We start from the raw sequence: 11,549 nt of genomic DNA on the forward strand, positions 1-11,549 counted from the left end.
CTAGCCCGAGGTACTGCCGGGCCCAGTCGGCGACCTTGCCGAAGCTCCCCCGCTTGCGGGCGTGGGCGGCGTACTCCTCCACCCGCTCGACGTCCTCGGGCGACGCCTTGAACAGCTTCAGCAGGTTTGCCACCTCGTCGGCACGCAGGGTGGCGCCGCCCTGCCAGATCTTGCTGACCTTGGCGACGTACCAGCCCATGTGTGTCGCAACGTCTTCCCGGCTCAGGCCAGCCCCGTCCATCAGTTCGTTGAGGGCTCGCCCGAGCAGCAGGCGGTACGTCGCGGGACCGGTCGATTCCATGAGCGCAGATCGTAGCGTCACCCGATCAGACCGTGACTAACTAGGATTCCTAGTTGTACTCTCCGTTGGTAGCTCAACGGGTAGACCAACAGGTAGGGAAAGCATGGGGACGCGGATCACAGGGGAGCTGACAGCCGGCGAGGTGGACCAGGCGCTTCACGCCGTGCATTTCTGGGCCGGTGACAACCGTAACCACCGGTACCTGCGGGCCCAGATCGACGACCCCGACCGTGACACGTTCACACCCGAGTGCACGCTGTCCACGTTCGTGATCCCCGCCCGGTGGGCGTTCCGGTCGGAGCTGTCACAGGAACTCGACGAAGACCGCGACAAGGCCCGCGACTGCCGCCCGTGCTTCCGGGCGAGGCGATGACAATGGGCGAGCGGACTGCGATCACACCGGTGTGGATGCCGACGGACGACGGCAAGCGCCACGTCATCTACTCGAAGCACACCAGCAGTGACGGCACGATCGTGAAGTCGATGTGCGGGCTATGGCACATCCCGATCCCGCCGTCTGCGCACGGCGAGGACTGCCCCGACTGCGCGCCGTTCGCGCCTGACCCCTGACCTCCTGGCCGCTGCGCTGGTGCCCCGACCCGGCGCAGCGGCCAGGTTCCAACCTCGGCGCACCGTTCCCACCCCGGTTCACGGTCGCGACTGAGGCCCGGGTCCTCGGCGCTCCCCAACGCCGGGGACCCGGTGGGCGCCCCCGGAGTCTTCTCGGGCTTCGGGGGCGCCGTGTAAACAGGAAATCGGCCCCCATCGTTGAGCAGGTGCTCACGATGGGGGCCGATCTGTTAGGCGCCTCGCATTGCCCAGCCGAGACGGCTGGATACAACAGCTGCTGTTCGGTCTGCGTCCATCTGGACCTGCTGAATGTTGATGTACTGGTGGATCGTGTTTCCACCCTTGCCCATGCGACGGTTCGTTACATCCAGGATGTGTTGGGCCTGCGGGTCGTTCGGGTCGTTCGGGATGTACGACTCGTCGAACCTGGGGTTATCACCCAGAACGCGTTCGCTCTTCGGTGGGACGATCGACGGGACTCGCGGCATCGTCGGGAGCAGCGAAGCCCCGTCCGCGCCGACAATGTCCCCTAGTGCGTAGCCCTTGTGTGGCAGATTCGGGTTCGCCTGCTGCACATGCGAAATGTCACCGTACGTGGACAGAATGTACCGAATCGAGGCGGCGATATTCGCCACCGGGTCAAACATATTGTCCGGCAGAGAACGGTTCCGATACCGCTCGAACGTGGGACCGATGGTCTGGGTCAAACCACCCGACGGGTGACCTGCCTTCGCATTCGAATCCCAGTTGTTTACCGCCCCGGCGTTCCACGACGATTCCCGCCCGATCAGGACGTTCATCCCCGCTTCCCACCGCGCCCACTCCGATCGCGGGATCCCGTCCGCGGACAACGCGGCATCGATCAACGCCAGATGCTGGCCCGTCGGGATCGCACCCGCGGCCCCGCCGCTGATCTGTGGCGGGACATACGCCGACAACTGCGGCAAAGACCCCGGATCAGCACCGGCGAGGATGTCGGTGTTCCGGATGAACTCGTATCCGGCGCCGAAGCCGGCCGCCAACAGGTTCAGGCTGACGCCGTCCACCAGTCCGCCACTGGCGAACTTCGGGATCTTCTTCTGTCGCAGCGCTTCCATGTAGCCGAGGCCGTAGTGATCCACCACGTCGGTAGGCTGCACGAACTCGCCGTCGGACAGTTTCGCGTCGATCAGGTCGTCCCGTGGACCTCCAGGACCGCGAACCTCGCCGCCAGTCGCAAAACCGATAGCGCCGCCAGCGGAGCGGAACCCGCCCTTGAAGTAGCCGGACTTGTCGTTCGCCCAGTTAGCCAACGGGGTCATGTCGACCGTCGTCATCCCCGTGACACTGAACGTGAAGTTCTTGGGGATCTTCCCTTCCTGCTGGAGGAAGTCGAACGCGGCCTGCTTCGACCCGTTGAACGACGACGCCGTGTCGTCGATCATCTGGTTGTACTTCTGCTGGTCCGTCATCCACGCTGGGTACGAGTTGAACAGCTGCTGCAACTGGGCCCAGTTGTTCCTACCGGCCTGCGTGTTCAAGTCCAACGAATGCGTGTTCAGGTCGTTAGCCGTACGGGCTGCGTCCTGGGCCTGCTTCAACGCGAACAAGGCTTGCTGCTCGTTGAAGATAGCGTCCTTGACCGCGCCGCGGGCCTTCTGCTCGTTGTAGACCGCGTCCGTCACGCCCTGCTGAGCACGAACCACACCGGCCTGGGCATCCACGATGGCCTGCTGTGCCTTGCCGAGCGCATAGTTCGCGTCTTGTAGCGAATACACGGCTTGCTGCACCTGCTGGTGAGACTTCACCAACGCCTGCTCCGACGACAGCACCTGGTCCTGAGCGGACTTCACCGCCTGCTGAGCCGAGATCACTTGCTGGCTGCCGTCAACGCCGGCCTTGTCCGCCGCCGCGACCTGCTCACGCAGGTTCACGCCCGTGTTCATCGTGTCGGCAACGGCGTTCTGGGCACTGATCAAGTCCAAAGCGGACTGCTTCAACGCCTCGTTCTGCGCCGTCAACGGCGCAGCGAGGATCGACTGTGCGTTGTCCGCAGTGACACCAGCTCCCGCTGAGGTGCGGGTTTGGTCGAACAGTTTGATCTGTGCCTGCTGTTCCGACACGATCTGGTCGTTCAGCTGGAGGTGCAGCGACTTCAGCTGTTCCGCAGCGGCCTTGCGGGCATCCGTCAAGGCGACCTGCGCTTGCCGCTCGGAATCCTGGGCCTTCGCCAGGTTGTTCTCTGCGGTGATCACGCCGGCTTCAGCGTCGATCACGCTCTGTTGGGCCTGGGCTGCCGAGTGCTGCGCATCAGTGTAGGAGTGCTCTGCGTCCGTCACGGAACGAGTAGCTGCCGCCACACCCTCACGGGCCGTGGTGACCGCCTGAGCCGCCTGCGCTGCCGAGTGCTCCGCATCCGCCACAGCCGTCACCGACTGCTGGTAGGAGTGCTGAGCGCCCGCAAGGGCCTGCGCTGCCTGGTCCGCGTTCTTTTGCAGGTTCTTGAAGTAGTCCGTGGTCGACTGCTCCGCGGAAAGCAGCTTCACTTCCTGATCAGAGAACGCGCTAGTGAGGCCAGCAACACCCGCAGTGCTGGCGTCGGCAGCACTCGGAAGCCTCGCGAACGCACCCGCCACAACACCGACCGACAGACCGTAGCGCTGAGCAACTTCCGCCGCCTCTGACTGCTGAGCACTGGTCAGGGTAACCGCCTGAGCAGTGGTCTGCGACGCAGCAGCGACGTCCTTGTTCTTCTGCACCGCATCGGCGAATGTGGTGCCGAGCGGTCCGCCGATAATATCGGCCAACTGCTTAGCGCTCTGGGCCGTAGAGTCCATCTCGGACTGTGTCCCGCGGCCGACCTGCTGAACCTTCGTGTGCTGGGACTGAATTGCACGAAGCTGGGTAACCAGCGCCTTCTGTGCGTCCGCATTGCCCAGATAGGAATCGGTCAACGACGTGATGCCGTCATTGCCGAGGAGTTTGCGGACGTCTTCGAGCAGGTTCCGTTTGCCGTCGCCAGCGTCGAAATCGGCGAGGGTGCCCGCGGCGGTTGCGCGAACATTCGCGTCGATCGCCCCGCCCGAGTCCTTCAGCGCCTGAGCCAAGGTTTGCTCGCGTTGCGCCTGTGCCTGTGCGCTGGCACCCGCATTGGCGTGTCCCAGCGTCAAAAGCGACAGGCCGGCGACAACAGCGCCGATGGCGATACCGACGGGCCCGAACGCGAACGAGGTGGCCTCTTCAGCACTGGCCAGAGCTGCCGTCGCTTCTGCTTCCGCCTGTGTCGCTGCCGTTGCCTGAGCACGAACAGCGACCAACTGTTCCTCAGAGAACACGGAAGTGCCCGCTGCGGCTGCCGATTCGACGTTGGCCTGATTCACCGTCGCTTGTACGGCGGCCTGGCGTGCGGCGGCTAGCGCGTTCTTGGCGGACTGAACTTCTTGCGCCTTCATCCCGTCTGTCAGCAGGGAGAAGGTACCGACGGAGCTTCCCGTGGCCCCGGACATCTCCAACGCCTTGTTGGCGAACGCACTGGCACCCGCGGACATGGTGTTGAAGATCGGCACCAAGCCGTTAGTTGCGGCCTGGAGTGCCTTGAACGCCACGACACCGACCAGCACCGACGCGGCCGGGCCGGACATGAAGTTGAGCAGCGGACCCACCGCGGTAATCGCGGCGCCGATGGCGTGGATCGCCGGCGTCAGACTGCCGATGAACACGTTCGCGAGGTTCGAGGCAGCGGGGATGACCGAGGTCAGCAGCGCGTTCGAGAACGGCATGATCGCGTTCACGAGCCCCGCCACAACGGGGAGCAGCCGGCCCACGTCGGACAGCAGTGCCTGCAACCCAGTGGACGCCTGCGAGAAGTCCAGGCGTGTCGTGAACTGACCGATTCCGGTTGCGACGTCGTCAATACCGGTGCCGAGGGCCCGCGCCATGGGAGCCGCGTTACCGAGTGCAGTCGAGAACGCGGGAAGGTCAGTTTGGGCAGCCTTCACCAGCGACCCGGACAGGGTCGACACGAACGGCCCCAGCTCGCCCGAGATCGTCTGGATCTCCGGGGTGAGTCCGCGGATCCCGTCCGTCATGGTGCCCAACGACGTCACGATCACCGGGGTCAGCGACGAAAAACCCGTCTTCAGGGACTCGATGCCCTCGGTCTTCATCGTGTTGAATGCCTGCTGCACCTGCGGGCTGGAATGCTCCGCCGCGATGGCGATGGCCGTGAAACCGCCAGCCACCACAGCCAAACCACCCGCCACGGCGGGACCCGCAACCAACGCACCCAACGCGGTCCAGCCGACCGTGGTGGAGCGAAGCATGCCCTGGAAACGGCTGTTGTTGTCCTGCGTGGATTTGTCGACCGTGGCCGTCAGGTCACCAAGCGCGGCCTTTGCCTGTGACGTGTCAGCCTCGACGGGCATCTTCGCCGGTCGGCCCTGTTCGATCGCCTCACGGATCGCAGCGACGTTGTCCGGGTTTTCGAGGTGCGACTTCAGGTTGACCTGTTCGCCACTCTCGACCTTTGAGCGGATCTTGGCTGCATCACTGTCGGTCTCATCCCGAAGGTGGACCTCAATGTACGCTGACCCGATCTTGTACCCGTCTTCATCGGACATGGTTCACACCACTTTCCGAGGTAAAGATCAGGACAGATGCGGCTGGGTGTGGCCGGCTGAGCGTGCCCGCCTGGAAGCGCTCACGCAGCATTTCGGCGACCTCGGAAGGGCTGGGGATTGTCGTAGGTGGTGGTGTATCCTTGGAGGTGTCCACTCTGTGGGCATCCTTCCTGTGGGAATGCGGAGAAGGCCCCGGAGTGGATCTATTCCGGGGCCTTCAACTATTTGGTCGTGATGGGGTTTTGGGCGCGCAGAGGCGTCGGTCCATCCACCACTCCCGCATTTGCGGAAGCAAGTGGTAAATTCTGACCAGACCGATCGGTTGAGGTCAGACGGCTACTGGGATCCAAGGAAGTGGTTGGTCAGAGTGCTTACGGGATCCCGTAATGGTTTCGCAGATCCGCGAAAAGGCCTGGTCAGAAACTTTCCGGGATCCCGGAAAGTTGTCCGGGGTCGGCAGTCGAACTCAGCTACAAAAATCCAATTCTGTAGCCAACCCACCCATCTCAGGGGCTGCGAACCTTGCACTCCCCTGGCGGTGGCCAGCAGGTGAACCGTGATTCCTGGAGTACGGGTCGTGTCGCAGAACGACGAACAGCCGTTCCCGGGGTGACTACACCCGGGAGAATGTTTCAGTCACTGTCAGACGCGTCGTGACGCAGGCGTTCGGCCCATTCCTCGGAAGTCAACGCGCAAAGAGCGGCCTCCTCGGCGGCGACCTCGCGTCGTTTCTTCTCGACCAGGTCCGCCATTTCGGCCGGAGGTAGCGACGGTTGCGCGGCCCATTCCTCACGGGTCAGCGGTGGCAACTTGCGCACGCGCTCCCGGATCAGGTTGATCAAAGTCAGTGGACCGTGCTCACGGTTGGGCGGCGGGATCAGCTCATCACGCAGCGCGTCAATCCAGCTCACGTTCACCATCCCGTGCCGCGAGTAGCTGGCGGATGACCTCTTCCTTGACTTGAACAACCTCGCCGGCCGTGAGGCGCCGTGCGACGAGGGCAAGAGCGGCGTCGATGGCGGCAGCGACCATTGCGGCCTGGGTGGCGGACACCACGGCCAGTCGCTCATCAATGGCCAACCGGCCAATGGAGGTCAGCAGGCGTCCGAGCTGGTCAACGGCGCTGGTGTACAGCTGCACCTCAGCGCGGATCTGCTCGGACGTCATGCCCTTGTAGCCGATGGACTGGAGTTCGGCGATGCGGTTGCGCATCAGTTCCTTCCATCCGACCACTTCGCCGGCGAGGAGTTGCAGCTCCTCTAGCGGGTTGTCGACGGGCGGGTGGTCGGTGGCTGCCCAGACACGGCGAGCGTCGTGCTCTGCCAGGTTGACGGCGGCTGCCTGGCGGACCTGGGGTGCGCCGCCGCCGTGGAAGTGGCAGACGAGTCCGCCGGGGATCGGCGAACGTCGGCAGCGTTCACCGGTGCGCTTCGATGTGCCCTTGCACTGCACTGGGCACCACCTTCCTGCTTGCTACTGCAAGCTGATTGCATGCACCTCTCACGTCATACCGGGAGAGTATGTGCGACTAAGAATGGCTCTGACCTGCGGTAACGCTGAGGTGTGCAGTTTCGGCCCAGCAAGCACCCGGAATGTCCGGTATTCCGGGCCGTTTTGTAGACACCCGACAACACCTCAGCGTGAGCGTTTGCATTAGAAACTGGGGCATTTGCCCCACTTCGCGGGCGCCGAACACGACCGCAGATGACCCGTCGTCCATGAGGTTCGAGCAACGACGGGTCATCCATGCGGTCGAGCCCCGGAAAAATCAGGGGTTGAGGTTGTAGGCCGGATCGCAGTGGCAGCACGGGCACGCCGGCTTGACCGCTTTGTCTTCGAGGTCTTCTGCGGGGATCTCGCCGCGGACCTCCCACACATCACGACTGAGGATGTAGGTCAGTTCAAGTTCGCCCATGGTTCAGTCCTCCACGGTGAGCTGCTTGCGGATGGTCGTCGCCTCAGGGGACAGGCCGGCGCGCATCTCTTCGACTGTGGCGCGAAGCTTCTCGTGTGCCTGGTCGCGGAGTTGCTCGGTCGTGGGCTTGGGCAGGACGGTGGATTCGAACACCGTCAGGCGCTGTTCGGCCTCAGCCAGGTGGACAGCGGCGTGGTAGTTCGCCTGGTACTCGGGGTCGGTAATCCGTCGGGCGATGAGGTGCCCTGCGCTGGGGGCGCCGTAGCGCTCCTGGAATTTGGCCTGCTCCTTCGCGATCTTGGCTTCCGCGGCGGAGGTGGTGCGGAGCTGGAGTTCCGCGGCTTCGAGTTGGTTGCGGGCGGTGGCGTGAGCGGCGAAGTTCTCGTTTGCGGTGGTGTGGTCGCCGACCTGCACCGCGTCGATGGCAAGTCGCTCGTAGCCGAGGGCGGAGGACTTGAGTTCGCGGACACGAGCCTTGAGTTCGTTGACGGTCTCAGACATGGGAATGCGGGTTTCCTTTCAGAGCTGTTTGAGGTCTTCGGCGATGTTCTGGAAGTACGCTTCGTAATAGCCGTTCCAGTACGGGTATGACGAACAGGTCTCGTTGTGCCAGGGCGTCACGGTGACCACTAACGGCCCGGACGTGGACAGGTACGGGGTGGCGACGTGGCTGCCACCGCATTCGGAGCACGGTTCATTGAGTGATCCGCTGAACGAATCACGGAACCGTTCAGCGGCCTTGCGCCACTTCGGGTCTCGCCAGGGGTGGGGTTCGGGATCGGGGGGTGCGGTCATGCTGCGTCTTCTTCTCCGTAGGTGGTGTCCCAAGCGTCCCGTTGTCCCAAAGGCATGGGGATCACGTTGTCGGTTTGGGACATTGGGACGCTCGGGACAGTGGTGTAGAGGCCTCGCTTCGGACGGCGCAGGCGGTCTGAGTCGGCGAGACGGGCAAGAGTGCGCCGTGCGTCCTTGCCGAACTTCCCCTCGACCTGTGCCGCAGTCACGCCGTCTGGGTGGAGTGCGACGAAGGCCAGGATCTCGCTGGAGCGGTCTCCGAGGTTCTCGGTGTGCTCTCGTAGCTGTGCGCGTGCCGCGGCAACTTCGAGGTCTTCGCCGTCAAGCAGCCATGCCCCGTTGTCGACGACCAACGCGTATTCGTTCTCGCCGACGTCGCGACCGGTGATCTTCAGGACGCCTTCAGAGGACTGGCGCTTGCGGGCTAGTACCGCGATGGTGTCCATGGCGCCAGCGAGGCCGTTGGTGCCGGATACGGACTCGACGAAGTCCTCCGACATAGCTTTTCGATCGTGGTGCACCACGACCAAGGCGAGCCCTGGGTGGTTGTCGGCGATCGCCTTCAGCGCGCCGGCCACGCGGTAGTCTCGCTGATAGGCGGATTCGCCTGGGCGGGCTTCGGGCATGACCTTGCCCAAGGTGTCGATCACGACGAGCGCAGTGTCAGCGTAGACGCGAAGAAACGCCTCGACGGTGGCGATGATGAGCCCCGGCTTGACCGCGGTCAGGTAATGGAACAGTGCCGGGATCGGTTCGTCTCCGAGCAGCTGACGGCAGCGCGACTGCATACGGCGATCGCCGTCCTCCAGCGCCAGGTATAGGACGCGGCGAGGCTGGCCAGCAGGGATGTGCCCCAGGACTTTCGTTCCCGACGCGATGCCGAGTAGTACGCCCCCTAGAAAGTAGCTCTTGCCGGTCTTCGGCGGGCCGACGAGGATCGTTCCGCCCTCAGGGAAGAGGCCAGGGACAGCCCACTTCAGTGGCGGGAACACCTGTTCATCGAGCCAGGCTCCGTCTCGCACATCGGCGAGCAGGTCCAGGTGTTCTTCGTGGTTCTCCCCGTACTCGATCACGCGGCATCCTCCAGGCTGGCGTGGCGTTCGAACGCTCGCCACGACCACGCGCAACTGGCCTTGATCTGGGCGGGGGTCTGCGCTGGCCGGTCGGAGTGGGCGCGGCGCTTCTCCAACTCGGCGAACGTCGGCACAGTGGCTTCGCGTCTCCAATCAGCGGCAGCGGAGATCGCGTTTGACGCCTCCCGGAGGGTGCGCCGTCGTTGCCACTCTTCCAACTCATCGACAAGCTCCGCGACGTGCGGGCTGCTGGCCAACTGGCGGAATCGGCAGGCGTCACGCAGCAGCGTCTTGTAGTCGGCGAGGGGGATCACCACGTCGTCATTCACGCGGCCACCTCACCGGCGACGACGACACCAGCCGAACGCCACCACGTCAGCCGGGCTGCATGCCGGCTGCGACGGGTCGACTGGACCATGGGTCGAGACCACACGGGAACGATGTCGCCCCGACGCGACCACATGGCCATCGTGCTGGCGAGAACCAGACCTTTGTACGGCGTCGGATCCGACTCCAAGACCAGGCGAGCCACGTGATCGGCCGTGAACGGTTCGCCGGATCGACACAACTCGGCAAGGGCTGCTTCGATCCGGTCGCGGTCACCGCGGTGGACAGCGACATCGGCGGCCAAGACGGCGGCTACGCCTTCATCGCGCAGCTGTTGAGCTGTTTCGAGGTCGCCGATGGGTGTGGTAGAATAGCTCAAGTTAGGACGCTTCTTTCCGATGAGAAGTAGCACTAGGCCCCCGGCGGCAACCGGGGGCCTTTTCTTTTTGTGAATGGTGGTTTAGGCCGCGGCTGCTTCGGGGCGATTCCTGGAGCGCACCAACGAAGACTTGAGCGCCAAACGCTGCATGTGCGCCTTCATTGCATATTCGGCGCGGCGCTGGCGCTCGTCTTCGGGGAGTTCCCGTTTCGGGTCGACCTGGTTCACGAACGTTTCGAAGAAGGCACGCCTTGCCGGCCCCGTGTTGGTGCCGCCTTGTGCGTGCTTCGCGTTTGCGGCGATCTGCGCACGCAGGCGACGTTGGGCAGAGTTAAGGGCCATGGTGTCCTCCGGTTACAGTTCTGAGACCATGCCTGATGGTCTCATTCAGGACACCGCCAAAACAAGGAAACTGATCATGAAAAGAAATGGATATCTGAACGCAAGAAGGGTCCGACCTGCGAGTTAGCGCCGAAAAGTGGATAATGTCGGTGCTAACTCGTCGCGCAGATCACATTAATTCGACGCACACCGCTCCCGGGGTGGCGTCAGAACCGGTCGCCCCGCTGTAGGCGCTTGGCCTCTTCCCGGGCCCTGGCGTCGGCCGCGCTCGCGCCGTACCGCTTGACCATGCGGTCCGACGTCCACCCCATCTGCCTTTGGAGGTTCAGGACGTTGCCGCCGGCCATCTGGTGATCGTGGGCTTTGGTGTGCCGCAGCATGTGCGGGTGCAGGTCGGCGATGCCGATGAGCTCGCCGCGGGCGTGCAGCATCTGGCGGACACCGCCGGGGGTCAGTGGTCCCCTCAGGCCCAAAAACAGGTCAGGCAAGTGGTGAAGTGGATGCTTCCCGCGCTCACGTAGATACCGGTCGAGACTCTGCACGGTCCGGAATCCACTCAAATACAGCATGCGGGGGCGCTGTCCCTTGCCCATCACGCCGACCGCCTGCCCGGTCAAGTCGAGGTCGTCAAGCTGGATTGAGCACATCTCCGCAACGCGGGGACCGGCGTCGGCCAAGAGGCGAATCGCGGCTTCGTCGCGGCGATGCCGGAAGACCTGCGGGTCGTATCTGCCGGGTGGTGACGCTTTCGTCGCGCACGTCTTCACGAGCGCCGACAACTGATCATCCGTGAGCACCGGCACGGGCGGTTCGAACCACTCGGGGATGGGGAGGCCCTGCATCGGGTCGGTCTCCGCAACGCCCTCACGCACCCGCCACTTGCAGAACCGGCTGAGGCCGGCGTGCCTGGTCGCGACGGTGTTTTGCGACCGGGTTTCCCGAAGGTGCACCAACCACTGGCGGACGTTATCGCGTGTCAGTTCGTCATCGACGGGATCGCGGCCCTGATCGATCAGCCATTGAGAGAAGCCTCTGACCGCGTGATGGTAGGTCTCCAGGGTCTTGAGGCTCCGCCCGGCGGCGCGAAGCTCTAGTTCGAAGCTTGACCACAAGGTCTCAAGTGACTCGCTCACACCTCTACCTTATCGTATGAGCTTGCGCTATGCTAGCTCCGTAAGGCAGGATCAAGTCACATCGGAGCAGGTCAAAGCACTATTTGCGGCGACGGCTCTCACGCCATACCGGGACG

The 11,549-nt window shown here is 63.8% G+C and carries 14 protein-coding genes; 2 read left to right on the forward strand and 12 right to left on the reverse strand.

What is annotated here, in order from left to right:
• Window positions 1–301 (reverse strand): helix-turn-helix transcriptional regulator (locus AB0383_RS49730; protein ID WP_366191648.1); only part of this gene is annotated, 301 nt, incomplete at its 3' end.
• 103 nt (window positions 302–404) lie between these two features.
• On the opposite strand from AB0383_RS49730, the gene AB0383_RS49735 reads away from it, so the two are divergent.
• On the forward strand, window positions 405–674 hold the full coding sequence (locus tag AB0383_RS49735) for a hypothetical protein (protein ID WP_366191650.1): 270 nt from the start codon (window positions 405–407) through the stop codon (window positions 672–674).
• 2 nt (window positions 675–676) lie between these two features.
• Entirely contained in the window at window positions 677–871 is a 195-nt protein-coding gene (locus AB0383_RS49740; RefSeq protein ID WP_366191652.1) for a hypothetical protein, read from the forward strand.
• 230 nt (window positions 872–1,101) lie between these two features.
• On the opposite strand, the gene AB0383_RS49745 is transcribed toward AB0383_RS49740, so the two are convergent.
• The 11 genes from AB0383_RS49745 to AB0383_RS49795 form a co-directional block, all read right to left on the reverse strand.
• Window positions 1,102–5,469, reverse strand: coding sequence for a hypothetical protein (locus tag AB0383_RS49745; protein ID WP_366191654.1), 4,368 nt, complete (start codon window positions 5,467–5,469; stop codon window positions 1,102–1,104).
• A 632-nt stretch (window positions 5,470–6,101) separates the two neighbouring features.
• Window positions 6,102–6,380, reverse strand: a complete 279-nt coding sequence (locus AB0383_RS49750) for a hypothetical protein (protein WP_366191656.1) — start codon at window positions 6,378–6,380, stop codon at window positions 6,102–6,104.
• Complete coding sequence (locus AB0383_RS49755) at window positions 6,367–6,921, reverse strand: hypothetical protein (protein ID WP_366191658.1); 555 nt, start codon at window positions 6,919–6,921, stop codon at window positions 6,367–6,369. The genes AB0383_RS49750 and AB0383_RS49755 overlap by 14 nt, the downstream gene beginning before the upstream one ends.
• A 316-nt stretch (window positions 6,922–7,237) precedes the next feature.
• The gene (locus tag AB0383_RS49760; protein WP_366191660.1) at window positions 7,238–7,384 is read right to left on the reverse strand and encodes a hypothetical protein; all 147 of its coding nucleotides are present in this window, start codon (window positions 7,382–7,384) and stop codon (window positions 7,238–7,240) included.
• A 3-nt stretch (window positions 7,385–7,387) separates the two neighbouring features.
• The gene (locus AB0383_RS49765; RefSeq protein WP_366191662.1) at window positions 7,388–7,885 is read right to left on the reverse strand and encodes a hypothetical protein; all 498 of its coding nucleotides are present in this window, start codon (window positions 7,883–7,885) and stop codon (window positions 7,388–7,390) included.
• A gap of 18 nt (window positions 7,886–7,903) precedes the next feature.
• A complete protein-coding gene (locus AB0383_RS49770) occupies window positions 7,904–8,179 on the reverse strand; it encodes a hypothetical protein (RefSeq protein ID WP_366191664.1) in 276 nt (91 codons plus the stop codon).
• Window positions 8,176–9,252 carry an AAA family ATPase gene (locus AB0383_RS49775; RefSeq protein WP_366191666.1) on the reverse strand — a complete coding sequence of 359 codons (1,077 nt, stop codon included), beginning with the start codon at window positions 9,250–9,252 and terminating at the stop codon, window positions 8,176–8,178. Before AB0383_RS49775 ends, AB0383_RS49770 begins: the two co-directional genes overlap by 4 nt.
• On the reverse strand, window positions 9,249–9,581 hold the full coding sequence (locus AB0383_RS49780) for a hypothetical protein (RefSeq protein ID WP_366191668.1): 333 nt from the start codon (window positions 9,579–9,581) through the stop codon (window positions 9,249–9,251). The genes AB0383_RS49775 and AB0383_RS49780 overlap by 4 nt, the downstream gene beginning before the upstream one ends.
• Window positions 9,578–9,958, reverse strand: a complete 381-nt coding sequence (locus AB0383_RS49785) for a hypothetical protein (protein WP_366191670.1) — start codon at window positions 9,956–9,958, stop codon at window positions 9,578–9,580. The genes AB0383_RS49780 and AB0383_RS49785 overlap by 4 nt, the downstream gene beginning before the upstream one ends.
• Window positions 9,959–10,039: 81 nt before the next feature.
• A complete protein-coding gene (locus tag AB0383_RS49790) occupies window positions 10,040–10,300 on the reverse strand; it encodes a hypothetical protein (protein WP_366191672.1) in 261 nt (86 codons plus the stop codon).
• A gap of 206 nt (window positions 10,301–10,506) precedes the next feature.
• A complete protein-coding gene (locus AB0383_RS49795; protein ID WP_366191673.1) occupies window positions 10,507–11,433 on the reverse strand; it encodes a tyrosine-type recombinase/integrase in 927 nt (308 codons plus the stop codon).
• Window positions 11,434–11,549 lie beyond the last annotated feature (116 nt).

Source organism: Amycolatopsis sp. NPDC051373 (genome assembly GCF_040689465.1).
Lineage (GTDB): Bacteria > Actinomycetota > Actinomycetes > Mycobacteriales > Pseudonocardiaceae > Amycolatopsis.